The sequence below is a fragment of the Ruegeria sp. AB5 genome (assembly GCF_056542645.1).
This window is the reverse complement of sequence record NZ_JBQGAE010000006.1, coordinates 117,493-143,214: the sequence shown is the minus strand read 5'-3', so window position 1 is coordinate 143,214 and position 25,722 is coordinate 117,493. Positions and strand designations below refer to the sequence as shown.

The 25,722-nt window shown below is 56.7% G+C and carries 18 protein-coding genes and 1 pseudogene; 6 read left to right on the top strand and 13 right to left on the bottom strand.

All coding sequences use genetic code 11. From position 1 onward, the window contains the following. Positions 1 to 13: 13 nt before the first annotated feature. From ACR0L4_RS12800 to ACR0L4_RS12785, 4 genes are read right to left on the bottom strand one after another with little or no spacing between them, the layout of a single operon-like run. On the bottom strand, positions 14 to 1,324 hold the full coding sequence (locus ACR0L4_RS12800) for an HlyD family type I secretion periplasmic adaptor subunit (protein ID WP_480513423.1): 1,311 nt from the start codon (positions 1,322 to 1,324) through the stop codon (positions 14 to 16). Then, positions 1,308 to 3,455, bottom strand: a complete 2,148-nt coding sequence (locus ACR0L4_RS12795) for a type I secretion system permease/ATPase (protein WP_480513421.1) — start codon at positions 3,453 to 3,455, stop codon at positions 1,308 to 1,310. Before ACR0L4_RS12795 ends, ACR0L4_RS12800 begins: the two co-directional genes overlap by 17 nt. 39 nt (positions 3,456 to 3,494) lie before the next feature. Further along, on the bottom strand, positions 3,495 to 4,325 hold the full coding sequence (locus ACR0L4_RS12790) for a SapC family protein (protein WP_480513419.1): 831 nt from the start codon (positions 4,323 to 4,325) through the stop codon (positions 3,495 to 3,497). A 37-nt stretch (positions 4,326 to 4,362) separates the two neighbouring features. Next, positions 4,363 to 8,172: a beta strand repeat-containing protein gene (locus tag ACR0L4_RS12785; RefSeq protein ID WP_480513417.1), complete on the bottom strand. Its 3,810-nt coding sequence runs from the start codon at positions 8,170 to 8,172 to the stop codon at positions 4,363 to 4,365. 231 nt (positions 8,173 to 8,403) lie between these two features. Between ACR0L4_RS12785 and ACR0L4_RS12780 the strand changes: the two genes are divergently transcribed. Then, complete coding sequence (locus ACR0L4_RS12780) at positions 8,404 to 10,452, top strand: dockerin type I domain-containing protein (protein WP_480513415.1); 2,049 nt, start codon at positions 8,404 to 8,406, stop codon at positions 10,450 to 10,452. A 281-nt stretch (positions 10,453 to 10,733) separates the two neighbouring features. Here ACR0L4_RS12780 and ACR0L4_RS12775 read toward each other — a convergent pair whose 3' ends face one another. The 3 genes from ACR0L4_RS12775 to ACR0L4_RS12765 form a co-directional block, all read right to left on the bottom strand. Then, positions 10,734 to 11,999 carry an ABC transporter permease gene (locus ACR0L4_RS12775; protein WP_480513413.1) on the bottom strand — a complete coding sequence of 422 codons (1,266 nt, stop codon included), beginning with the start codon at positions 11,997 to 11,999 and terminating at the stop codon, positions 10,734 to 10,736. Beyond that, positions 11,996 to 12,802: an ABC transporter ATP-binding protein gene (locus ACR0L4_RS12770; RefSeq protein WP_170749635.1), complete on the bottom strand. Its 807-nt coding sequence runs from the start codon at positions 12,800 to 12,802 to the stop codon at positions 11,996 to 11,998. Before ACR0L4_RS12770 ends, ACR0L4_RS12775 begins: the two co-directional genes overlap by 4 nt. Positions 12,803 to 12,878: 76 nt before the next feature. After that, positions 12,879 to 13,874, bottom strand: a complete 996-nt coding sequence (locus ACR0L4_RS12765; protein WP_170749634.1) for an ABC transporter substrate-binding protein — start codon at positions 13,872 to 13,874, stop codon at positions 12,879 to 12,881. A gap of 175 nt (positions 13,875 to 14,049) precedes the next feature. Here ACR0L4_RS12765 and ACR0L4_RS12760 point away from each other — a divergent pair, with 175 nt between their 5' ends. Beyond that, positions 14,050 to 15,006 (top strand): LysR family transcriptional regulator, encoded by a 957-nt coding sequence (locus ACR0L4_RS12760; protein WP_480513410.1) that lies wholly within the window; start codon positions 14,050 to 14,052, stop codon positions 15,004 to 15,006. A gap of 2 nt (positions 15,007 to 15,008) precedes the next feature. Here the strand turns inward: ACR0L4_RS12760 and ACR0L4_RS12755 are convergent, their stop codons facing one another. The 5 genes from ACR0L4_RS12755 to ACR0L4_RS12735 all read right to left on the bottom strand — a co-directional run bounded on the left by ACR0L4_RS12755 (position 15,009) and on the right by ACR0L4_RS12735 (position 17,776). Then, positions 15,009 to 15,389, bottom strand: a complete 381-nt coding sequence (locus tag ACR0L4_RS12755; protein WP_480513408.1) for a carboxymuconolactone decarboxylase family protein — start codon at positions 15,387 to 15,389, stop codon at positions 15,009 to 15,011. A gap of 70 nt (positions 15,390 to 15,459) precedes the next feature. Continuing rightward, on the bottom strand, positions 15,460 to 15,603 hold the full coding sequence (locus ACR0L4_RS12750; RefSeq protein WP_480513406.1) for an aldehyde dehydrogenase family protein: 144 nt from the start codon (positions 15,601 to 15,603) through the stop codon (positions 15,460 to 15,462). After that, the gene (locus ACR0L4_RS12745; RefSeq protein ID WP_480513404.1) at positions 15,575 to 15,730 is read right to left on the bottom strand and encodes a hypothetical protein; all 156 of its coding nucleotides are present in this window, start codon (positions 15,728 to 15,730) and stop codon (positions 15,575 to 15,577) included. The genes ACR0L4_RS12750 and ACR0L4_RS12745 overlap by 29 nt, the downstream gene beginning before the upstream one ends. A 70-nt stretch (positions 15,731 to 15,800) precedes the next feature. Beyond that, positions 15,801 to 16,892, bottom strand: a complete 1,092-nt coding sequence (locus ACR0L4_RS12740) for an aromatic ring-hydroxylating oxygenase subunit alpha (RefSeq protein WP_480513402.1) — start codon at positions 16,890 to 16,892, stop codon at positions 15,801 to 15,803. Next, the gene (locus tag ACR0L4_RS12735; protein WP_480513400.1) at positions 16,889 to 17,776 is read right to left on the bottom strand and encodes a MurR/RpiR family transcriptional regulator; all 888 of its coding nucleotides are present in this window, start codon (positions 17,774 to 17,776) and stop codon (positions 16,889 to 16,891) included. The genes ACR0L4_RS12740 and ACR0L4_RS12735 overlap by 4 nt, the downstream gene beginning before the upstream one ends. A 105-nt stretch (positions 17,777 to 17,881) precedes the next feature. On the opposite strand from ACR0L4_RS12735, the gene ACR0L4_RS12730 reads away from it, so the two are divergent. The 4 genes and pseudogenes from ACR0L4_RS12730 to ACR0L4_RS12715 all read left to right on the top strand — a co-directional run bounded on the left by ACR0L4_RS12730 (position 17,882) and on the right by ACR0L4_RS12715 (position 24,613). Further along, positions 17,882 to 20,368, top strand: a complete 2,487-nt coding sequence (locus ACR0L4_RS12730) for an FAD-dependent oxidoreductase (RefSeq protein ID WP_480513398.1) — start codon at positions 17,882 to 17,884, stop codon at positions 20,366 to 20,368. Position 20,369: 1 nt separating this feature from the next. Then, on the top strand, positions 20,370 to 21,473 hold the full coding sequence (locus ACR0L4_RS12725) for a mandelate racemase/muconate lactonizing enzyme family protein (RefSeq protein ID WP_480513396.1): 1,104 nt from the start codon (positions 20,370 to 20,372) through the stop codon (positions 21,471 to 21,473). A gap of 563 nt (positions 21,474 to 22,036) precedes the next feature. Next, positions 22,037 to 23,728, top strand: a complete 1,692-nt coding sequence (locus tag ACR0L4_RS12720; protein ID WP_480513394.1) for a thiamine pyrophosphate-binding protein — start codon at positions 22,037 to 22,039, stop codon at positions 23,726 to 23,728. Positions 23,729 to 23,817: 89 nt separating this feature from the next. Next, positions 23,818 to 24,613 (top strand): annotated as a pseudogene (locus ACR0L4_RS12715) (IS5 family transposase). Between the two features lie 132 nt (positions 24,614 to 24,745). On the opposite strand, the gene ACR0L4_RS12710 reads toward ACR0L4_RS12715, so the two are convergent. Next, entirely contained in the window at positions 24,746 to 25,720 is a 975-nt protein-coding gene (locus ACR0L4_RS12710; protein ID WP_480513392.1) for a GlxA family transcriptional regulator, read from the bottom strand. Positions 25,721 to 25,722 lie beyond the last annotated feature (2 nt).

Genomic DNA, 25,722 nt, shown 5'->3' with positions numbered 1-25,722 from the left:
TCCCGCTATCGGACTATTCGCGCAAAGCCTGCTCTTTGATCTTCACAACGGGCTGGATCAGATAGTCCATTACAGTCTTGCGGCCTGCCAGAATGTCGACCTCGGCGATCATACCGGGGATGATTTCCACCGCGATGCCATCCGCGTCCAGCATGGTGCTTTTGGTTCGAATCTCGACTACAAAGACCTCTTCATCATTGCGGTTTGAGCGTGTGATCGTATCGGCACCAATTCTGACAATCTCACCGTCCAACCCCCCATAGCGCGCGAAATCGTATGCGGTGATTTTGACCTTCACCAACTGGCCTGCGTGGAGAAAGGCGATGTCTTGCGGACGTACATAGGCTTCGACCAGCAAACTATCGTCCAGCGGCACAATTTCGATCAATTCTTCACCGCTGCGCGCCAACCCGCCTAACGTCGTACGATGGATGCGGTTTACGATTCCGCGTACAGGAGACCGCACCTGTGCCCGCGCCGCCCGGTCCTGCAAGGCGGGTAGCATTGGTTGCAAGGCGGCCAGTTCGGCCGTGGCAAGAGCCAGATCTGTCAACGCAGCACTGCGGAACCGGCTGCGCGCGGCTCGGATGCGATCATCAATTTCCTCCAAACCTGTTTTCAGCCTGTTGGTCGCCGCGACGGCTCTGACTTTGCGTCCTTCCCATTCGGCTTCGCTGCGCCGCAACGCCAATAGGGTGGTTGCAGGTTCCATTTTGCTTTCCACCAAAGGGGCCATCAAGGCGCGCTCTTCCGCCAACACCCTGAGCGTTTCCTGGGCTGTCACTTGGTCCACCAACCCTTCTTCGTATTCGCGATGACGTTGTTGCTGTTGACGCAGCAAAATGTCGATTTCCGACTGCAGTTCTGCCTGTCTGCCTTGAAAAAGAGCGGTCTCAGATTGGACGACAGTAGGTGCCCCATCCATCAAAACCGCGTCGAATAGCAGATCGCGCCCATCAATCTCGGCCTGCAAACGCTGCATTCTTGCCATTAAGCCGAAGGCGCGTTGTTGTTCCTGGCTCAACTGGCTGTCGATTTGCGTGGTATCGAACTCCATCAGAAGGCTGCCTGCATCCACCAATTGCCCTTCCTGCACGTATAGAACCTGCAGAACTCCGGGTTCCGTCGCGTCGATCAGCTGCACATCTCCGGACGGGACAATACGACCATCCACCCGCGTGACGTCGTCCAACTCTGTCAGATAGGCCCAAAGCCCAGCGGCAAGCAAACACGCAAGAATAACCATGAGTAGGATAGAGCCCCGCAATGGTGTGGTCCCCCGCATCTCGCGTGCCAATGAAGCCAAGTCACGATGCTGCGACATTCAGGTGCCTCCGGTTGCGCCGCACGTGTTGGGACAGAAGACTCTTGGGTCCATCCACCTCGACGGTTCCGTTTTCGACTACGATCACTCGATCCACAAGCTCCAGCAAGCTCGGACGATGAGTGACAACGACCATTGTCGTATCAGCCGTCGCCTGCTTGAGACGCTGTAGAACCTGTGCTTCGGTTTGTACGTCCATCGCGCTTGTGGGCTCATCAAACAACAAAACCGGAGGTTTTCCTATCAGGGCACGGGCCAAGGCGATGGCTTGTCGCTGGCCCCCGGACAGCCCTTCTCCGCGTTCGGCAAGAGTTTGATCATAGCCCGCAGGAGTGCGAGCCACAAAATCCTCGACCCCTGCTATCTGCCCGGCCTCGACCAGGTCCTGATCACTGGGCCGGATCGCGCCACTGGCGATGTTTTCCCGGATTGTACCGGAAAATAGCCAGACATCCTGCAAGACGGCCCCGATGTTTCGACGCAGATCGCCAGGATCGATTTGCCGGATATCCAGCCCGTCCAACATCACCGATCCGACGCGTGGCGTGTACAGGCCCAGCAGCAGCCGGGCTATCGTGCTTTTTCCGGACCCGATCTGCCCCAATATCGCAACTTTTTCACCGGGATTGATGGTGAATGAGACCCCATTCAACGTGTCATCTGTTTGATCAGGATAGGCGAAATGAACATTGCTGAAGGTAATCGCACCGCTGAAACGTGTGCGACTGATCCAGCTTTTCCCGTCCGGTCGCTCGCTTTGTGCCTGCATAAGATGATTGAGGTTTCGATATGCGCTGCGGGCTTGGTGGACCCGGGTCAAGGCCTGAGCCAACTGTCCCAATGGCGCCAGCGCCCGCCCCGTCAGCATAACCGAAGCGACCAAGGCCCCCATGCTGGCTTGTCCGTCCGTGATCAGAAACACACCATAGAAAACTATCAATACCTGTGCCGCTTGCTGGGTAAAGCCTGTCAGGTTGAGCGCAAACTGAGAAATGGCCCGACTGCGCATCCCGTGCACTGATTGTCTTTCAAGCGCACCTTCCCAGCGTGCGCGCATCTGGCGACCAGCAGACGTTGTCTTTATGGTTTCAAGGCCCGATACAGCTTCGACCAAAACCGATTGTTTGGACTGACCGTTGTTGAATTGTTGTTCGGCCAACCGGGACAAGAAAGGTTGCACAAGCAGCCCTGTCAACAACACAACGGGAACCGCCATGGCTGGAACAAGGGCCAACGGTCCGCCGACCAGGTAAATCACAAATACAAAGAGACCGATGAACGGCAGGTCGACGATGGCAACCAATGTGGCGGATGTGAAAAACTCGCGCAGGGTTTCGAACTCGCGAATTGTACTGCTCATGGCCCCGGTCGAACCCACGCGAGACTTCATTTGAATGTTGAGAAGTTTGTCGAAAATTCGCCGACCCATCAGCATGTCGGCTTTCTGACCCGCATGGTCAATAAACCCGGCCCTCAACAGCTTAAGGATGAAGTCGAAACCAAGTGCAACGCAGACGCCGATGGTCAACGCGATGAGCGACTCTGTCGCTTCATTTGGAAGAACACGATCGTAAACCACCATAATGAAGACCGACGTTGAGAGGCCAAGTATGTTGGCCAACGCCGCAGCCAATGCGACCTGAAAATAGGACCACCGACTGGCAGAAAGCGCTGACCAGAACCAGTGTCCGGTTTTGCCGACCGTGCCCTGCACCGTCTCTTCCTTGTAGCTACGGCGAAACAGAACAGCATAGCCCGTATAGACATGTTGCAATTGGCTTTCGGAAATCGTGCCAACCCCGGCACCCATGGCCGGGTCGAATATCAGCAAGCGGCCATCTTCGCTGCGTCCTTGAAAGACAACCGACCTGTCATTTTCCAACAGCAGGATGGCAGGCGACAGCGTGTCATCGAATTTGTTCAGGTGGCGGGCACCATATCCCGCCTGCAGCCCGATCTGACTGGCCAGCGTAACTACATCTCTTACTGACAGTCCTGTCTCAGTGTCAGTTTGCGCGGCCTGCAACGTCGCCATGGTCACGGGCCGCTCGAGGGTTTCGGCCACGTTCATCATGCAAGACTCAAGTTCCGTCAGAGGTGATTTTTCGGAAACATGTTGGTATTGCGTCATGGGTCTGAACCTCAGATGCCGAATGTAATAGTGCTGAGGTCACGAATAGGCATGTTGATCCCTCGCGCTTCCCGACAGAAACCCTTCGGCGATTTGCGCGTTCGCGATTGCACCTAAAAAACGACCCGCATCTGGAGTGAGGTCCAGTTTGGCAAGATGTTTGTTTTGCAGAACTTGCGTTTGCGCATGCGCCAACCACGGAACGTGAGACAAAGAGATTTGGTGGGCATGAACCAACCGAAGCGCACCACAAACAGCCAATTGCGTCTTTTCCTCTGGGGAAAGAGCATCCAAATGCGTTTGCGAAATGCCTAGAAATCCCGGTGGAAGATTGTACCCTTCGTGTTCTTGCAAATCGTCAAACAAATTAAGATCGGACAGGACTTCACATATGGCGCGTGTTCTTTTGACCGACGCAAGACGGGCTTGGAAAAAGGACTGAACTTTACGCAGTTCCGAAGACAAGGCCCCAGTTTTGTCAAAGAAGACCTCATCCTTCGGATTGTCGGAAACCAGACCAAGACTTTCGTCCACCATCAACAGGAATTGGTTCCCAGCACGATTTGAGACCCTATCTGCAAAAAACGGAAGGCAACGCAGTGCAGATGGCACATAGGGCGCCACCCATGCCCCCGTGTCCGAAACAAAGGGATTGGGTGACTTGGCATGAAGCGTGAACAGAGCCACCGGTTCGACCTCTTCACCCGTTCTTCGAAACGCGGTCGGAAAAGCGGCTGCGACAGGAAAAATCTCGGTCTCAACCACAGGGCAATCCGAAACGGTTTGCGCGAACTCAAACGAGGTAAATCGCTTCCAATACTTGTTTCCGTAGTTTTCGACCGTGACAGGTTTGCATTGATTTTGCGTCATAGAAGCCTCGTAGATCGTCTTTTGTCCCACCAGTGGTTCAGGCCGTTGCGCCAGTTGGATCAGTGTGCAGGATGTTGTCTGCATTCAGGTTGCCGAGGTCATTCAAGCCATCGAAAACCGCAAGCGTATCGACCGATGCATTGTCTGAGGCCGAAAACACTGCCTTCACCAATTTGCTGTCGATGCCATCAGTCGCCAGAACATAGAGTTCATCGCCAGATTGCGTCCCCAGAAGGCTTTCAAGTGCTGTTTCGATCGCATCGTCGGTCAGTTCGGCCAAGACCGTGGTCAATCCAACGAAACCAGTGTTTGTACCCAGGTTTTCGCCTGAACTCAGAAACTCAACATCTGTTCCGGTGCCTCGAAGCGTTTCCACACCCAAGCCACTGAACATCAAGGCGTCTGAAACCTCGGATGCGGGGCCAAGACTGAAGCCGGTGATGACATCGCTGCCGTTCACTGCCGGGTCTGCTTCGAAAATGACAATGTCGCGTCCTGCATTAGAGACATCGATCGCATCATTTCCGTCACCGCCACGAATGAAGGTATCCACATTCGATGCAGTCAGCATGTCGTCACCGGCAGTACCCAGTTGATAAACCGTCGGTCCGCCAAACGGTGTCGTAAGCGTCAGTTCAACCGGGCTGTTCAAATCCTGAACCGTCATTTCAAAGCTGACGAGTGGCTCCGAAAGGTCAGAAAAAACCACAGAAGCCCCTGAAAAATTTACGAAATCTGGGTTTGAAGCGTTCACCGCAAGAGGCAACTGTGCGTTGCCTACGACGGATCCGCCATCAAATGTAACCAGCGACGAGTCAAACTCCAACCTCATATCCACGGCAATGCCCAAAGAGATATCCTGATCGGTTTCAGCGTAGATCGCGAACTGAACAGTGGACCCACTGCGTCCGATTTCGGAAATGACATAGATAGCGGATGTGTGGGCTGTGGCCTCGGCATCAACTGGTAGCGGGTTGGGACCACCAGTCACATCAGCCTCGGCGGTGAAACTCAACACATCCCCTTCGGTTGTCGCCGCAAATTCCGACGCCGCAATTGTCGTGGACCACGTCCCGTTCGCGGCAACAGTGGCGGTGCCAACGGGATTTCCGCCAAGCAAGACATCCACGACCTGTCCCGCACCCAGTCCAGTGGAGGATCCGGTGATCGTAACCCCCGCGCTTTGAGCTTCAGCCAGCGAGACGGCGCTATTGTTGCCGACACCATCCATTGACAGGGTTGGGCGAAAGTCTGTGGTGAACGAGCTTGTCGCTGCAGTCGACACGTTTCCGGCAGCGTCTTCCACCGAAGCCGAAACCTGGAAGCCGGAACCGTCCGCCAGCGCTGCCAGATCGGATGACGGTACGGTGGTGGCCCATGTGCCGTTGGCTACAACAGCAGAATAAGTTTGGCCGTTCAAAGTGAAAGAAACGGTCTGGCCGTCTTCGGCGGTTGTCGTTCCCGAAACTGCGAGGTCACTGTTGCGCTCGGTCACATCAAGTACTGCGCCAACTGACAGGGGATCCAAAGTGATGTTCGGGGCTGAAAAGTCGGTTGCAAGACTTGTCGTTGTCTGGGTGGTGTTGCCAGCCGCGTCCGTAACCGATGCCGTGACTGTATAAGTTTCCTGATCTTGCAGCGCCACCAGGTCCAAGGCATCGGTGGTCAGGGTCCAGACACCGCTATTCACCGTCGCAGTGTTGCTGACGTCGACGGTTCCGTCTGCACGCGCAATTGTGACTGAGACAACGGCTCCGTCGGCCGCGTCCGAAGTGCCGGAGATTGTCAGATCCGTCGCTTGTTCAGCGGCGTTCATCACCGGGCCGTCAGACAGGTTGGTGACGGCAATGGTGGGGGCAGTGAAGTCCGTATCAAAGCTGTTGACGGCCTGAACCGCAGGGTTTCCAGCTGTATCAGAGACGTCCGCAGTGACGGTGATTGTCGCGCCGTCGGTCAGACCCGCCAAATCTGTAGCAGGAACTGTAGCCGTCCAAATCCCGCCAGAGGCCTGACCTGTGTATGTCTGGGCATTCAAGCTAACTGTGACGGTCTGACCGGCTTCTGCTGTGGTCGTTCCAGAGATAGTCAGATCCGTTCCCTGTTCCATCGCGTTCATAACGGTGCCATCCGAAAAGTTGTCGATGCTGATCGATGGCGCGCTTGCGTCCTTGGAAAGCGAAACGTTCACTTGAGGGGCCGCGAGGCCGTCCGCGTCAGAGACATCTGCCGTGATGGAAAAGTCGTCGCCATCAGCCAGAGCGATCAAGGCAGCAGAAGGGATCGTTACGCTCCAGCTGCCTCCGGCAACTGAGCCTGAATAAGTCTGGCCGTCCAGAGTGAGGGTCACCTGCTGCCCGTCCCCTACATTTCCGGTTGTACCTGTGACGGTCAGGTCCGATCCGGCATCAACGGCGTTCAGGACAGCGCCGACCGATAGCGGCGCTATCGAGATCGAAGGGCCGGACAGATCCACCGGAACAGACAAGCTGACCGGACTGGCAGTGTTTCCTGCGGCATCTTCAACCGAGACGCTGAATTCCGCCGGGGTGCCTGTGTTCAACCCCGCGAGATTTGCATTGGGAATGGTCACGCTCCAACTGCCTCCCACAGCAGTTCCGACAAAGGTCTGACCATCCAGTGTTACGGTTACCGGTTGGCCATCTTCTGCCGTTGTTGTTCCGGTGACGGTCAGATCGCCTGCCACGTCAATCAGGTCGATGGACCCGCCTGCCACCGGGTCGAGCGAAACGGTCGGCGCGCTGAAATCGGTATCGAAACCGCTGCTGACCTGAACGGCTGGGTTCCCGGCGCGATCCGAAACGTCCGCCGTTACGGCAATCGTCGCGCCATCCGGCAAAGCTACCAGATCGGCTGCCGGGACCGTCGCGCTCCACTTCCCGTTGGACACTGTGCCGCCATAGGTCTGGCCGTCGACGGTAATGGTCACGGTTTGACCGTTTTCTGCATCTGTTGTCCCGCTTACTACAAGGTCTGTCGCTTGCTCGCTGCTGTTCAAAACGGCACCGTCCGAGAAGCCGCTGATGCTGTGAGTTGGCGGAATCGTATCCACGGTGACAGTCACCGTAGATGCGGAGAGTTCCTGCCCACCGCTATCCAGTGTTCGCACCTCAACCGTGGATGTGCCTTGGGGCAAGGCGCTGGCTTCTGATGCGCTTAGCGACACGCTCCAATTTCCATCCGCATCCGGGGTCACGGATTTGGTAACCGATCCGATCGTGACCTCGACCGAGGCCGCGCCGTCAGGTGCAGTGGCTTGGGTCAGAGTGTTGTTCAGAGACGTCGCCTGCAATTCGGTCAGGTTCAACGTCGGATAATTGGGTGTTGGGGCGCTGTCATCTCCACCACCGCCGCCCCCGCCACCAGCGGCGGCGGCTCCGGCAAGGCCAATACCGCCCAACACGGCACCTGTTCCGCTTATGCCGCCTGCAGCAGCAACGCCCCCAGCCTCGGCGACGGCGCTAAACTCGACGATTTCTGATACTACGGCTTCTGCGATCATGATTGAGCCGCTATCGAGAACCTGAACATGTTCGGCCGCGACGGTTACTGTGCGGCCATCGGCCAATTTCAGTAGAACATCCCCATTTTCCATGACCTTGGCTGACCGCACTCCAGGGATCGTGTCTGCGAACTGAAATGCGTAGAGTTCTTCCACTGTGGCCTGCGAGAAGGCCGGAAGCGCCATCAGAGTCGAAACCAGCCCACCAGCGAAACCGCGTCCGGCCCATTGCTGCAGCCTGCGGTCGATCCACTTGCGGATGGTCCGGTTTTTGTCTGCAGTTGTTGGACTGGCAACCGGATTTTTATGGCGTTCAGGTGTCTTCATCGTCTTGCCCCTCAGATTTGGTTCCCGTCATCCTTCGAAGACATCGCCAGCAAAAACTGCCGGTCATATTCATCTGTCTTGCCTTCGGGTTGCGACTGCGGTCGGACCAGAAAAATTGAGTTAAACTGGAACCGAACTCCTCGTTTTCACCACATTCCCGCTTTGGTTTCGGTCTGAGCATCGGATCATCCTGTGTGCAGTGCCGGGGTGGCGTTGGGGGTGATCAAGGTGATGCTTCAATTCGGAACTGTGGTTGCAACGGGGAGCACGGCGCTCGATTCAGGTATCGGCGATACGGCTTTAAAAACGTTTAACGGGGATACGTTCCTCTATTCCGTCACCGGCCCGTTCGGTGGCGTTGCCGTCTGGCGGCTGACCGAGGGGATGGGGCCGCAACTGATCGATTCCGAATATCACAGCGGTCCAATCCTGTATCAGGTCGGTCGGACGGGGGTGCCGGTCACACTGGCGGGCGAGGACCAGCTGGCACTGGACATCAACAACGCAACGGGTTTGGTAGGATATGTGCTGAACGCGGACGGGACCATCGGCGACCTCAAGGAAACCGATACACTTGACGGAGGCGGCGATATCTCTGCCATGGTGCAGCTGTCGTTGGGCCCAAGTGACCTGCTGACCCTTGCTCATCACGATACCGGCCAGATCGGCAGCTACCACGTCAACGGGGATGGCTCCCTCAGCTTGGCGTCACTGGTGACGGGACGGGCTGATTCGATGCAGGCTATCGAGTCTGGGGCAGAGCAGTTTGTGATCGCTGCCAATGCCTCGGACAGTACACTCAAAGTTTTTGAAGTCGACGAAACCGACGGTAGCCTCACCACAGTCGACAATAGTGCCGCAATTGGGACCTTGGGTATTGCGACGCCCACAGCGATAGAGGTAGTCCAAGCCTACGGCCATTCCTGGGTCGTGGTTGCGGGTTCTGGCAGCAATTCGCTGAGTGTGATGGGGCTGCGCAGTGATGGTCGGTTGATCCCGACGGATCATGCTGTGGATACGTTGAATACGCGGTTCGAGTCCGTTCAGGACCTGTCTGTGATCGAAGTGAACGGTCGCGCTTTTGTTGTTGCGGGCGGAGGCGACGACGGCATCAGCCTTTTCACACTGACCCCGGACGGGAAACTGATCCACTTGGACAGTTTCGCCGACACGCTGGACAGCGGTTTGCAAAATGTCCAGACATTGAGCGTTGCGCATGTTGGGGATGAATTGCAAATTCTCGTCGCATCTCAGCAGGATCCGGGTTTGACGCAGTTGACCGTCTCTCTTGCTGATCTCGGTATCGTAAGGGAAGGGGCTGGTGCGGTCGATGGCTCGGACCTGGATGATATGCTCAGTGCAACCGTACTTGACGGGACTTTGTCGGGTGGAGCAGGTAATGACATCCTGATCGCGGGCAGTGCAAAGACCACCATGACGGGCGGGGCAGGGGCCGACATTTTTGTCATGCAATATGGCAGCGGGCCCACTACGATCACAGATTTCCAGGCAGGTATCGACCGGTTGGACCTGTTTGACTACCTGATGCTGCGCAATCCAGATCAATTGACGTTCACGACAACAGCGCAGGGGGCGGACATTCAGTATATCGACGAGATCGTGCATATCACATCCCAAACCGGTGATCCCTTGACACGCTACGACGTGTTTGGTGTCGGATTTGATGGACCGGATCATGTTCCAGTTGATTTTGGTACATTTGGAGGGCTGGAGCCCCCGAGTTCGGACGGTGTTCTGGGTTTGGTTTCGGTGGATTCCCAGACATCCAATCCAAGTCTCGCCGACGCCGAGATCAGATTTACACCTGATGGTTCGGGAACAGTCAGCTCTGTCGCCGACGGCGAAGGCCGGTTCGATCTGGGTCTGCCGTCAGGCGTTTTCTCTGGCGAGTTGGAAATCCTCAAGACGTATTCCACGGCCAGCGGCAAGGTTAACGCGCTGGATGCTTTGCAGGTTCTTCGAATATCGGTCGGATTGGACCCGACCTGGGGGCCTGCAGCGCCTGAAAACCTGATTGCGGCCGACGTTACTCAAGATGGTACAGTCAACGCACTTGATGCCCTGACTATCTTGCAAGTCGCTGTGGATCTCGCACCAGCCACTCCGGCAAAATGGGTCTTTTTGGATTCCGATGCGGATTTATCCGGAATAACGTCGAACTCGGTCGACTACAGCACGAGCATGAACATCGTGGTGGAAGATGGAGCCTTTGCTACCGATATGACATCTATCTTGTTGGGAAATCTAGAGGTTGTGTAGGTCAACGCGTGCCAAGGCGAGCGCGACTTTGTGACGGTGGATGAACGCACCCGTGTCTCATAGGCGTCCGGACAAAGGGCGCACATTTATTTGATCTGTGCGGGTTCTCAGAGCGATAATTGCAACCTTTTGCCCAGGCGGTTGTAAGTTGGCCTGCTACAAATCTCGGTATATCCCCGGCACTTGAAGTGCGTTTTTCCGACAAAAACGCCCCGACACATCTTTCGAACGTGCCAGGGCGGAAGGCCCCACAAACCTGGAGCTTAGCAACCGCGTGGGGATCAGCTGCGACCTTTCCAGGGCACCAGCACGTTCTCAGCTTTGCGCATCAGGATATCGATTCCATAGCCGATGATCCCGATCAGCACGATGCCCATGATAACGATGTCCGTCAGCTGGAATTTGGACGCGGCAATGATCATCATGCCGGCACCTTTTTGTGCTGCGACCAGCTCGGCCGCAACCACCGTGCCCCAACAGACACCCATCGCCACTCGCGCGCCGGTGAAGATTTCCGGCAGTGAGTTCGGGACAATCACATGGCGCATGATCTGCCACTTTGAGGCTCCCAAGGAATAGGCCGCGTGGATCTTCGAGATGTTCACGCCCGACACGCCCGCTCGGGCTGCGATGGTCATGATCCACAAAGCCGCCAGGAATAACAACACGATCTTTCCGGTTTCCCAGATGCCAAACCAGATGATGACCAGTGGGATCAGTGCAAGCGGCGGAACCGGTCTCATGAATTCAACGATCGGGTCGAACCAGCCTCGGAACCAGCCGGACAGACCCATTGCGTAGCCAAGAGGAATGCCAACAAGTGCACCAGCGATAAAACCAGCAATGACGCGCAGCAGGGACCATCCCAGATGTTCCCAAAGCGAGAAGTTCTGATATCCTTCGTTGGCGATCTCAAAGAAACGAGCGACCACGGTTTCCGGTGCGGGAAGCCAGATGGGGTTCATCTGCAAACCCTGCGCCGGGGTAAAGCTGATCGCTCCTTTGCCGGTCAGCGATACGGAACCGTCGCCGACATCGACACTGGTGCCAGGCCCGATAGGGGTGCCGTTGATCGCAACGATCTTTGCTCCGTCGGCGCGCTTGGCCTCGTCATTTTTGTCGAACAGAATGGTCGATGACCGTCCGGTTGGCGCAGCAAAAGCATCGTCCTTAGCAAACCCCTGGCCCGGATCGACTTCGAAATCTTCTGTATCTTCGCCGAAGGGCGGCACGCGAATGAATACGGTCGCCTCGTCTTGGGTGCCGTCCGCATTCTCAAGTGTATAGGTGAATTGGGTGTTGCCGACGAACGGGCCGGGTACGTGCAAAGGGATCAGTTTTGATCCGGTAAACGCCGCCCAGATCAGGAAGATAACAAGTATCGATATGATCGAGGCTGCTCGGTCCGAGCGCACAGCGCTTTCGTCGCCAAAGGTGACGGTCTTCAGGCTGGTGAAATCCTGACGGCTTTGCAGGCCCTTGCGCAAAAGATGGACGATCATGAACGCGCCGCCGAAGAGGCCGATGTAAAAGAGAAGTACGATCATGATGCTTGCTCCGTCCGGCCCATGATTTCCTCTTCCATTTCCCAAATCATCGACAGGATTTCATCTCTTGTTTCGGCAAAACCCTCGGATTTCTTCACGTCGCGAAGATCGGCGTTCACCCCACGTTCGGCAAAGGGAAGGTTGTATTCCTTGTGGATGCGTCCCGGACGCGGAGCCATCACGATCAGGCGCTCGCCCAACAGCAAGGCTTCTTCCACCGAGTGAGTAATCAGGATGATGGTCTTGCCGGTCTCTTTCCAAAGTTTGAGGACCAGACCCTGCATTTTTTCGCGGGTCAGTGCATCCAGAGCACCCAGAGGTTCATCCATAAGGATTACGTCTGGCTCGTTGGCCAGACACCGCGCCAAGGCGACCCGCTGCTGCATCCCACCGGACAGTTCGTAGACGGCCTTTTCCTTGAAATCCTGCAGTCCGACGACCTCAAGCAGATGGTCCGAGATCTTGTCGCGTTCTTCTTTCGGCATGCCCTTCATGCGCGGGCCGAATTCCACGTTTTCGCGCACATTCATCCACTCGAACAAAGCACCCTTCTGAAACACCATACCGCGTTCCGCATCCGGGCCTTCGACGAAATGACCATTCAGCTCGATACGGCCAGAGGTCGGTGCGAGGAATCCAGCGACAATGTTCAGCAATGTTGTCTTACCGCATCCTGACGGACCAAGAACCGAAACCAGTTCCCCTTCCTTCAGGCTCAGCGATACGTCCTGCAATGCCTGCACAGACGAGCCGTTGGGTAAGTCAAAACGCATGGACAAATCGACTATGTCCAGTTCAGGCATTCTGTTTCCTTCCTGCTGTTTCATCTGGGGACCGACCCGAGGTACAGGCCAGCCCCCAAATTCCTTTATTTTATTGTTAGTTGGACGCTGTCGACAAAGGCGCGGAGTTCACGGCGCCTTCATAGGAGTCCAGTGCCGAGTCAATGCTGCCTGCCGTAACAAAGACCTCAGCGACGCCTTTCATAAACTCATGCGCGCCACCGCCCAGCCATTTGGCAGACAATTGTTCGTCTGCCGACGGGAAGGTGAAGGTTGCGATGGTCGCTTCGGCATCGGCCGGATCCATACCGGCATCCTTGGCAATAACGGCCAGCATTTCGTCCTTGTTGTCGCCTGCGTTCCACTGCGCATTCGCATCAGCCGTCACTTTCAGGAACGCGGACAGCAGTTCGGGCTCTTCCTGAATGAACGAAGACGGCGCACTGGTCACATCAAAGACCAGAATACCCAGTTCTTCTTTCTCGGCGCCGGTCAGAAGAACATTGCCATGCTCGGTCATGCGACGCAGTGCGCCGCCCCAGCCGCATACCATGTCCAGGTTGCCCTGAGCAAAAGCGGCCGCACCATCGGCGGGAGCCATGTCAACGATCTCGAGCGAACTGGTGTCGACGCCAAAATGCGCCATCTGGGACAGGAAACCATAGTGCGCAGCGGTCCCGATCGGGACGCCGACCTTCTTGCCGTTCAGTTCACCGGCATTGGTCTTGTCGATTTCCAGCGCTTCAGCCACAACGCAGTTGTCGTTGTCTGAATAGCTGACCGCTACATCCACGGCTTGCAGATCCTGACCTGCCGAGGTTGCGACAACAAACGGAGGAACACCCTGGCTGACGGCGATCTGAACGTCGCCGGATGCCATTGCGGCGGACATTGCAGTCCCGGTGTCGAACGAGACCCAGTTGATTTTGACGCCCATTTCTTCTTCGTATGTGCCATTGGCCTTCGCGTACTGGAACGGCATTGGCCATTCGAGGAAATAGGCAACGGTGATTTCATCAGCGGCAGCCGCCTGCGATGCGGTGAGGGCTGCGATACCGGCGCATGCCGTCGAGAGCAAATATTTCTTGATCATTTTGGCTACATTCTCCCAGTTATGGTGGTCTTTTTTGTGTGATCCCGCTTTTCCGCAGGTCAGTGGTCAAAACCTTAGACACAGGATGCGGTATCCGCGAAACAAATTACTCATTGCGAAAAAAAAGAAAACTAGTTTCTATAAACTGAAAAGTATTGTGGGAAACTGATGTAGAATGAAACAATCTCTCAGTCTGAAGTGGTTGGAGGTCTTCCAGCAGGTGTCAAAGCTTGGGTCGATTCAGAAGGTTGCAGATGAATCCGGCCTTTCTATCAGCACTGTGTCCAACCATTTGCGCAATCTGGAAAAAGCACTGGATGTCGATCTGGTGGATCACAATCGCCGTCCGATGGTTCTGACACCTGCAGGCAATGTGTTTGCACGCTATGTCGCTGAAGGTCTTACGTCTTTGCGTCGCGGCGAGGCAGAGCTGAGGTCAGGGCGTTGGCGCCATGCGGCCGAAATGCGGCTGGCGCTGGTTGATGATTTCGACAATGAAGTCTCGCCCGAGCTGTTCCAGATTCTCCATTCTTCATTGCCGCGGTGCAGTTTTCGCCACTTCACCCGTCCCAGCCATGAGATCATAGCGCGGCTTCAGGCCCAAAAGCTTGATGTCGGGATTGCAACGCGACCCGAGGGCAATGTGGCCGGGCTTATTGAATACCCTCTCATGAGGGACCCGTTCATCGTGGTATTGCCCAAGACATATTCGGGTGAAGTCGGAGACCTGACAAAGTCCAGTGCCACCTTGCCTTTTTTGCGGTATTCGCGCGAACACACGATCGGACAGCTGATCGAAACGCAGCTGACGCGGAACAAACTGAATATTCCCAACAAATTCGAGTTGGAATGCAATCAGGCGATCATGGGAATGGTGGCAGAAAGCAGCGGGTGGGCGATCACCACAGCGGCAAGTTATCTACGCGCATCCGACGTCTTTGAAAACACTCGCGTCATTTCCCTTCCGGGCAAGATGTTCGTGCGAACCGTGTCCCTTTTCACCTCAGAAGTGTACCCGGCTGCGACCTCGCGGCTTATCTACAGCACATTGCAGAATCTGATTGCGCGCCACTTCATCACGCCGATGACCTTGCGATTCCCGTGGCTCAAGGACGAGTTTCGGACGCTCTGATGTCAGAGCAAATCCCGCTCCTCCAGAACCTTGCGTGCGACCCGGAAACACTCCAGCGACTGCGGCACCCCGCAATAGATTCCAACAACATGTATGATCGACTGGATTTCTTCTTTTGTGACACCGTTGTTCAATGCGCCTTTGCAGTGGATCTCCCACTCGTGCATCTTTCCAAGCGCACCCAGCATGGCGAGGTTCATCATCGAGCGGGTTTTGGCGTCAATCGTGTCATCGCCCCAGCCGAAACCCCAGCACCAAGCTGTCATCGCCTCCTGAAACGGACGGGTGAAATCATTCGCTGCCGCAAGGTTCTTTTCAACATATTCAGCGCCAAGCGTTGATTTGCGCTGCTTCAACCCACGTTCGAACAGGTTGTCATCCATCTTTGTACTCCTTCATCAAGCTGGCCGGGCCCGTTTGAGGTTTGCCGGATGCAGCTTTAGGTTCAAGTTCTTAGCCGGAACTTCCATAGCCACCAAACGGCGTTTCGACGCCGCCTGCAAACCACTCGTTGACAAATACCTGTCCAACGCGGATTTGCTGTGCGGCCCGGATTGCGCGGCGGATGTCACGGGTAGAGACTCCCCGCCAGACCATATGGCGTCCCATGGGCGATTGTCATTTCAGGAGAAAGGTCCAACAGAATGGTCGGCTCGAAAAACGCGCCGCCATCGACCCAAAGGCCGTCAATATAGTTCTGCCAATAGGGTTTCACATCGTGCATGCCCTGCTTCTCCAGCAACTTGGGAATGAACCCGCACTCCCCCAGCCCGTGTGGTGACGAGTGCAAAGGGTCAGTCGACCGCTTCGCGCATCCATTGTTGCAGCCGGGCGATGGAATGCTCGCTCATCACGCCGGAATTGGGATCTATGACGAGCGGGCCCGGGACATACCCTTTGGATTTCAGGCCGCGATGGACAGATTCGACCAGCCGGATATCCTCTTCGACCGTGGTCTGGCGATCCTGTATGGCAAGCCCGCGGATCACATCGCTTTCGTGGCCGCCCTCGGTGTACCAACCGCGCCAGACGGTGCAGGTGTCGACGGTGTTGGCTCGCCAATGATAGGTGTTGAGAACGTTCCCCGGATAGCATTGGAACGAGAACATCGGCCACAGAAACCAGGACTGGTAGTCCCCCGCATGTGTGTTGCTGTCCAGATCGATTGGATAGGTCATCTTGTCCAGCGCCTGACATTCTGTCGTGTGTCGCAGCACATAGCCACCGTTTGCGTCAGGCTGAATGTCATAGGTCTCGGGCTTGACGACCCCTTCGGCAAACGTGGGGTGGTTCGAGGGGCAATGGTAGCATTCGGAATAGTTCTCGATCGAAACCTTCCAGTTGCAGTTTTCAGGAATCTCGACCCATTCCAGCGGTGCCAGATTGTCGATTTGGGGAACGAACTCTGCGATCTCTTCGCGCACGCCGGGATACCATTCGTCCATCGGTTCGGCATCCTTGTCGAGGTTGACGAAGATAAAGCCCAGGAAGTCCTCGGTGCGAACCTCTGTCAGGCAAATTTTCTCGCGCTGAAAGCCGGGGACGTTTTTCACGTTTGGGCCTGCGCGCAGCCCGCCGGTCAACTCATAGGACCATTGATGGTAGGGACAGACCACGACACGGGTGTTGCCAGTGCCAGTCACCATCTCGTGGGCGCGGTGCTGACACACGTTGTAGAAAGTGCGGATGACGCCATCGCGGCCACGGATCGCGAACAGGTTCTGGCCGGCGATTTCGAACGCGAAATAGTCACCGACATTGGGAATGTCGTTGGCATGACCGGCATATTGCCAGGTCCGCATCAGAAGCCCGTTCATTTCATTCTCGAAAACGGCGGGATCCGTATAGTATCTGGCGTCCAGCGAATGCGTGAGTGGCTTATTCATGATGGGTCCTCATAGTAGAAACCAAGTTGCTTTCGGCGATCGTGGAACGTTTCGACGCGCGCGACAACTTCGTCGGATGCGGTGGCAATCACAAAGCTGAGCAACGTCTCAAGCAGAGCCAGAGTCGATACGGATGAGGGAAAGAACTGTGGTGTTTCGACAGCGATCGTAAAGCTGTGATCGGCTATGCGCGCAATCGGAGAGGCCGGGGAATCTGACAGCGCGATCAGCATAACGCCCTGATCCTTGGCCTGTCTCGCCGCCGTCACAACCTCGTTGCGATAGGGGCGGCTGGTGATGGCGATCAGGACATCCTGCTCGGTCGCCCAGGCCAGGTCGTCTATTGCAGTCGATCCTGTTTGGGGAATGGCGTAGAACTGGGTCATGCCCGTTGACGCCAGATAGGTGAAGTTGTTGACGTTTGAATGGTGCACACCGACGCCCAGAGTATAGACCTTTCGCGCCGACCAGATTGCCTTGGCGGCGGCGGTCATCTGGGACTCTTTGATCCCGGCAAACGTTTTTTCCAGATTGCCGAGGGCGCTGGTCGCCATCTCGGCATAGAGCCGCCCCATCTCACCGCGTTTTTGAACGTCTTGAAGCCACCGCGCGCGATCCTGTGGTTTGATCTGACCCGTACGAATCGCCTCGCGGAAAGGTTCTCGGAAATTGTCATAGCCGTCGAACCCGACCTGTCGGGCCATGCGGACGATCGTGTTTGGCTTTACATTGGCCGCATCCGCAAACTCGCGAACCGTCAGAAACCCCACATCACGCGGATTCTCCAATACAAATCGCGCGGCTTTGCGCGCTTCGGGGGTCAGGTCGTCCAGCTCAACCGACAAGCGGTTCAGGACTGATTTTGATACAACCGTTTGTCCCATTCGGCCTCATGGTACGATCATTTGTTTCGTTTATTGTTGACCGTGGTACATTTGTTTGATTATCAAATCCACAGAAATCTGCGACTCTCGAACAGGAATTTTGCGATGTCCAAGGAAGAACTGCCTCAACGCGCCAAGGTCGTTATTGTAGGTGGTGGTGTTATGGGCTGCGGCCTGGCGTACCATCTGGGTCACGAAGGCTGGGGCGATGAGACCATCCTGCTGGAAAAGGCAGAACTGACCAGCGGATCGACATGGCACGCGGCGGGTCAGATCACCCATTCCACCAGTTCTTATGGGCTGGGCCGCATGGTGGACTACAATATCAACCTGTATTCCAAAACGCTCGAGGACGAGACCGGTCAGGCGGTGACCTGGCACGGCTGCGGTTCGTTCCGTCTGGCCTATACAGAAGATGAGATGGACTGGCTGCGCCACACTTTGTCCGTGGGCCGCGCGCTGGGTTTCAATATCGAGCTGGTAGGGCCCGAGTTCATCGCGGAAAAACACCCGTTCTACAATCTGGACGGTGTTCTGGGCGCGCTCTACACCCCGGATGACGGCCACGTGGACCCGTCGAACGTAACCATGGCGATGGCCACGGGTGCGCGCAAAAAAGGTGTTGGAATCTTCCGCCACTGCCGCGCGACCAACATCACGCAAAACGATGCGGGCCAATGGGTGGTCGAAACGGAAAAAGGCACGATCACCTGCGAACATGTGGTCAACGCGGGCGGCACCTATGCGCGCCAGATGGGCGAATGGTCGGGTCTGCAGCTCCCCATGACGTCCATGACACACCATTATTTCGTCACCGAGGATGTGCCGGAATTCAAGAATCTGGGCGTGGAATTGCCAGTGATCCGGGACGACAAACAGGTCTCGGGCTACATTCGGATGGAGCAGAAAAAGGGTCTGATCGGGATTTACGAAAAGGACAACGTGAATTCGGTCTGGCATGATGAATGCCCGTGGGACTACGAGAACTGGTTGTTCGAGGCTGACTATGACCGGGTGATGCCGTGGCTGGAAAACGCGCTCGACCGGATGCCGATCTTTGCCGAACTGGGTATCACCCGCGAAGTGCACGGTGCGATCAGCCATCCGCCTGACGGCAACCCGATGGTTGGCCCGGCGCCGGGCGTCAAGAACTACTGGTGTTGCTGCGGTACTCAGATCGGTATTGGTTGGGGCCCGGGACTGACGCGCGAGCTGGCCAAGTGGATGGTCCATGGTGCGGCCGATATCTCGATGCGCGACTATGACCCCCGCCGCTTTGGCAGCTATGCCAAGAAGGATTGGCAGGTCATCAAGGCACACGAAGACTACAAACTGCGTCACGAGATTCCCTTTCCGCACTTCAACCGTCTGGAAGGGCGTCCGATCAAGCCGTCACCGCTCTATGAACTCCTCAAGGACAAGGGTGCGGTGTACGAAGAGGTCTATGGGTTTGAGCGCCCTCGCTGGTTTGCGCCCGAGGGTGTCGAACAGCGCGATCACTACAGCTTCCGCCGCAACGTGGTCCATGATGTGGTCGGTGCCGAGGTCAAAGCCGTCCGGACCGGCGTTGGCATCATGGACGTGACCGCCTTTACCAAGGTCGAGGTCGCAGGCCCTGACGCATACGTCTTGCTGGACCGTTTGACCGCTAACAAGATGCCGCAGAAAACCGGTTCGATCACTCTGACCCATATGCTGAACCGCCGGGGCCGGGTTGAGCTGGAGACCACGCTGGTCCGCATGGCGGACGACCGGTTCTATCTGGTCTGCGCCGCCTTCTTCGAACAACGCCTTCTGGACCATCTAAACCACAACCGCGCAGATGAGGACGTGACCATAACGGCCCTGTCCGCAGGTTGGTCGGCCCTGTCCCTGAACGGCCCGAAATCGCGCGATGTGCTGGCGCAATGCACCGATGCGGACCTGTCCAATGCGAGGTTCCGGTGGTTGTCGGCGCAGGAAATCACCGTCGCGGGCCACAAAGTCTGGGCGTTTCGCATGTCCTATGCGGGTGAACTGGGCTGGGAATTGCACATGCCGGATGCCGCCTGCGTTGACGTCTATTCTGCGCTTTGGGCAGCGGGCGCACCTTATGGCATCGTCAACTACGGGTCATTTGCAATGAACGCCATGCGGATGGAAAAAGCCTTCCCCGGCGCAGGTGAATTGACCAACGAGGTCACGCTGCCCGAGGCCAATGTGGGCCGCTTCATGACACTGGACAAAGACTATCTGGGCGTTGAGGCCACCCGCGTCAGCGCAGAACAGGCCGAACACGGCGAAATGCCGTGGATCTGCGCCTATCTGGAAATCGAACCCGATGGGGTCGAGGACGGCAATGGCGGTGAAGCTGTCGTTTTGGATGGCAAAATCGTCGGTGCCACGGCCTCGGTCGCCTATGGCCATACGGTCGGCAAGATCCTGGCCTTCGCCTATGTCAAACCGCCGGCAAATGTTCCGGGCACCGAGGTTGAAGTGATCATTGCCGGTGCGCCACGCAAGGGGCGCATCCTTGGTGAACCGGCCTATGACCCGGCCAGTCTGCTGCCTCGTACCGATGCGCCAATGCTTGAACAAGTAGGGGAAGCCTGACGTGAGGATCACGCGCATCGCGCTGTGGGAAGTCCCGCTGACCAGCCATGAGACCTACTATATGGCCGATGGCAAGACCTGCGACACCACCATATCGGTTGTGTTGCGGATCGATACGGATACGGGACATCACGGATGGGGTGAGGTTTGCCCGATCCCCCACTATCTGCCGGCCTATGCAAAAGGCGTGGCCCCCGTGGTGACAGAGCTGGCACCGGTTCTGATCGGTGCCGACCCTATTGGCCCCGAAGCCCTGATGGAGCGGCTGAACACATACCTGCACGGCCACGGCTACGCCAAGTCCGCCATCGACATGGCCCTGTGGGATTTGACCGCTCAGGCGGCGGGTCTGCCTCTTCACCGTCTGTTGGGTGGACGACAGGTCAGGGACATGCCTCTCTATCACTCGATCACCTGCGTTGCCCCGGAGGAAATGGCACGTATGGCGCGCGACGCGTATGATACAGGCATGCGCCAGTTCCAGGTCAAACTCGGTGCGGATGACGATTGGCAGGCGGATGTGGAACGATTGGCCAAAGTGCGCGAGGCGGTCGGGGCAGGGCCTCTGGTCTATGGCGACTGGAACTGCGGCACCGACGCACTGACCGCAATCCGGGTCGGGCGCGCGGCGGCGCATCTGGATGTGATGCTGGAACAGCCCTGCGCCACATTGCAGGAATGTGCCCATGTACAGCGCACGACGGGCCTGCCGATGAAGATCGACGAAAACGTCCACGATATCGCCTCGGTTCTTGAGGCACATAAACTGGGCTGTATGCAGGCGGCGGCACTGAAGCTGTCCAAAATGGGCGGCCTGTCCGCGATGCGGCAGATCCGAGACCTTTGTCTGATCCTGGGCACACAGATGTGTATCGAGGATACCTGGGGCAGCGACATCACGACCGCCGCGCTTCTGCATCTGGCCGCATCCACACCTGCGCGTGGTGTCATGAACACCTGCGACCTCAGTCACTATGTCAGCCCACGCCTCGCGCCTGATGGTCCAGTTCGCGAAAACGGCCGCATCACGCCGCCGGACGGCCCTGGTCTGGGCGTCACGCCTGACGCCGATGCCCTGGGCCAGCCCATCCAGATCATCGATTGATTCACACCTGACACCGCAGATTCCAGCATGTGTCATGACCTTTGAGCACACTACCCACCGCCTGCAACGGCAGCCGGTTGCCAAAGTGATACCCGGCCGTCCTGAACATTCTCGAACGAATGGGAATCCTCAATCGAAGGCCCGGTCACGCTGAACAAGTTGTTGCAGGCCGACGCGATTACCCGGCGGCAGTTTGCCAAGCATCTGAATAGGACACCTGCGCCCTACTACGGCAACCTGAGACTCGGGGATGCCCAAGGCCTATTGCATGAAACCCATTTGTCTGCTCAAGAGGTTTCCCGTGGTCACCGGCTTTTGTTCAGCCAACAATTTCTCAGAACCGTTTCGAAGTCGTATTGGCATCAGCCCGCATGCGGCGCGGCGGTCGTGACGTCAACGTGAATCAGGGAACGCATCCAGCTTTCAAAAGCTGCTTTTTGTTCGGCTGATCACAGGTACAAGAGCAGGTAGCAAGCGCGGGCGTCATTTCTAACCTTGCGCAGACGCTCTGATAATGGCGTTGTTGGGCTGTGACGAAGGTACTTGAAAATGACGGATCCGAAATGACAGAACGAAATGGCGGAACACTTCTTGTAGAATGCTTGCAGGCGCTTGGGGCACGGCACAGTTTCGGTGTGCCTGGGGAAAGCTATCTGGCGGTGCTGGACGCGCTGCATGATACCACCAGCGCCCGCAAGGACACCAACAGCGCGTTGGACTTTACTCTGTGTCGCAATGAAGGCGGGGCGGCTTTCATGGCCGCCGCATACGGCAAGCTGACGCGTCAGCCGGGCATCTGTTTTGTGACCCGTGGCCCGGGGGCCACCAATGCCTCGATCGGGGTACATACGGCTATGCAGGACAGCGCGCCGATGATCTTGTTCGTAGGTCAGGTGGGTACCGATATGAAAGGCCGTGAAGCGTTTCAAGAGATCGACTATCGTGCTTATTTCGGGACCGTCGCCAAATGGGTGACCGAGATCGATACGGTGGACCGCGTGCCCGAGATCCTTGCCCGTGCCTGGACCACGGCCCTTTCCGGTCGTCCGGGTCCTGTTGTCGTCGCCTTGCCCGAAGACATGCTGACCGATGTGACCGATGTTCCTGCGCTGACAGGCCCTGCCAAGATTCACGAACCTGGCCCGACACCCGACGCGATTGCGGGCGTTCTCTCGGCCTTGTCGGGTGCCGAACGCCCGCTGATCCTGATTGGCGGCGGCGGGTGGCATACCGGCGGCAGCGCAGCCCTGCAGCGCTTTGCCGAAAGCTCTGATATTCCTGTGGTCGCCGCGTTTCGGTTTCAGGACCTGTTCGACAACCATTCACCCAGCTATGTCGGAGATGCCGGAACCGGCATGACCCCAGCTACGAAAGCTCAGATACAGGGTGCGGATGTAATTCTGGCGATTGGTGTTCGGTTCGGAGAGATGACCACCGAAGGCTACACGTTGCTGAACGTGCCCAAACCGGACCAAATGTTGATCCACGTTCACGCCTCGGACCGGGAGCTCGGCAAGGTCTACATCCCCGCTCTGGGCATTCAATCCGGACCGAACGCCTTTGCGACCGCTCTCTCTCAGCACGTGGTTGCCGGAGGTTGGGCGAGCTGGCGCGCCAAGGCACGGGCGGACTATGAGGCCGGTTTCCAACTGCCCGATCTGCCCAGCCCGGTTGATATGGGACAGGTCTCGGCCTATCTGCGGGATCGTTTGCCTGAGAATGCGATCCTGACCAATGGCGCAGGCAACTTTACTGTCTGGCCCAACAAGTTCTTCAAGTTTGGCCCTGGTCAAAGGCTGCTGGCCCCTCAGTCTGGCGCAATGGGCTATGGCCTGCCTGCCGCCGTGGCCGCAAAGACTGCGCATCCTGATCGAACCGTTGTCTGCTTTGCCGGAGACGGCGATTTTCAGATGAATTGTCAAGAACTTGGCACAGCAATGCAGGCCGGAGCCCAGCCCATTGTGCTGATCCTAAACAATGGGACCTATGGCACCATCCGGATGCATCAGGAAAAGACCTACCCCGAGCGTGTTTCGGGTACGACATTGGAAAACCCAGATTTCGCGGCACTTGCGCGCGCGTATGGCTACCACGCTGAGCGGGTAGAAAAAACCGAGGACTTCGAGGCGGCGTTTGAACGGGCTCTAGCATCAGAGACTGGCGCAGTTCTGGATCTCAACATCTCGTCCGAGGCACTGACCCCCCGCCAAACCCTCAGCCAGATGCGGGACGCTGCAAAAGATGCGCAATCATGACAAGTTGGGAAGGCTAGGCTCTGGACCCACTGATTTGGTTGCAGTCGACGCACCGAGGTGCTTCAAGTTCCTGAACTTCAGGAGGCGCGATGAGCAACTTGTTTTGGTTGCCGACGAGCAGATGGCTCGGTTGAGACCGTACTTTCCGAAAAGTCATGGCAAGCCACGTGTGGATGACAAGCGTGTGTTGAGCGGGATTATCTTCGTCAATCGCAATGGCTTGAGATGATCGGATGTTCCAAGGGAGTATGGCCCGCCCAAGACCCTTCTTACCAGCTGGGAGCGTTGAAGCAAAAAGGGGGTGTTTGCTCGGTTCATGGAAGGGTTGGTCGCCGAGCATTCCGATCACAAGGCGATCAGGATCTACGCAACCTATCTGAAGGCACATCGCACGGCCTCAATCCTGCGGCTGAAAAAGGGGGGCGTTAACGTCTGCTCCACTGCCCGGCAGTGCATTGCGAAGCAATGTTCCGAGAGGAGTCGCACCAATGGTGGCAAGAACACTAAGTTGTACACCGTAACGGACGCCTCTGGTCGTCCCCTTCGGCTTTATAAGACGGCCGGTCAGGTAAGTGACTACACGGGTGCCTACGCACTCCTGAGTAACCTGCCAGCCGCCGATTGGATGATCGCTGACCGCGGTTTCGATGCTAACTGGTTTCGAGAGGCCTTGAAAGACAGGGGATGCGGACCCGCATCCCAGGCAGGAAGTCTCGCGAAAAGCCGTTGCGATACGACAAGCGCAGTTACAAAAGACGCAAACTTATCGAGATCATGTTCGGCAGTTTGAAGGACTGGCGCCGAGGAACAACCCGCTACGATGGATTCCCGAAAGTGTTCCTATCAGCAATCGCACTCGCAGCCGCCGTCACCTTCTGGCTCTGAAACTCGATGAGTCTGGAACCTAGGCAAAGCGATCCGCGATTGATCGAAAAACCCGCGTGACTCGAGTCACGTTCTCAATGTTTGGGTGCGCCAATTCGCACCAATTCACCAATCGCGCAACGGAGGCGCCGTTCAATCTTTCGGCTCGAGTGACCGTCTTTGACAAGCCCGGTACTTCCCCGGTCTGATGTCAAAATGTGCATTGAATGCCTCTGAGAAATGAGAGGTGCTGCGATAGCCGCTCGCTTCTGCGATATCCGGCAGGCTTTTGGTTGAAGACTTCAGCAGACTGGCGGCGTAGGTCAATCTGATCCGGGTAGAAAGTTCACCGGGGGCACAGTGGAATGCAGTGTGGGTCAGACGGGAAAGTGTGCGGGCGGAAATGGCTAACGAGGCGCAAACCTCATCCAAGGGCATTGGGGTTGACAGGGTCTGCTCGACCAACAGAATGTAACGGGCGAGCCGTGGATCGAGGTCTTCCAGAGATCCTTCAAGTCCAATCGAGGTGACCAAGTTTTCTGAACGCTCGGGTTTGAGAAGCACATGGCGACGAACATTTTCGGCGATTGCCGGATCGAAGGCTCGCGACAAAAGTTCAAGCATCATATCGGTAACCGCATCCCCGCCGACACAGGTTGCAATACGCTGGTCTATCAGAAAGGGCTGGAATGTGAACTGTGTTTCGGGAAAGGCATCTTCCAGCACGGAAAGCTGTGCCGGATGCGCTGTGGCCCGCCTGCCAGTCAACAGTCCCGCCTCACCGAGAGCGAAGATACTGGTGCCAAGACCGATGACCCAACCGCCATGACGGTGGCAAGCCCGTAGATTGGCAAGCACCGCAGCCGGGAACTTTGCAGGAAACAGGTTACGGGACGAGCATACAAACACATAGTCTGCCTCCGAGATCGCTGATAGGTCCTGGTCGGCCAATACGGCCGCTCCGCAAGAACTGTGAACCGGGCCGGTAACGGCGGCAGCGGTTACTGCTTCGATCTGAACGTTGCTGCCAGTGTCATTGGCCATGCGGATCAAATCCCGTGCAACGCCATATCCAAACAGGGAAAACCCGTTGTGAACGGCAAAGACTGCAAGACCCTTGTGTGACATTG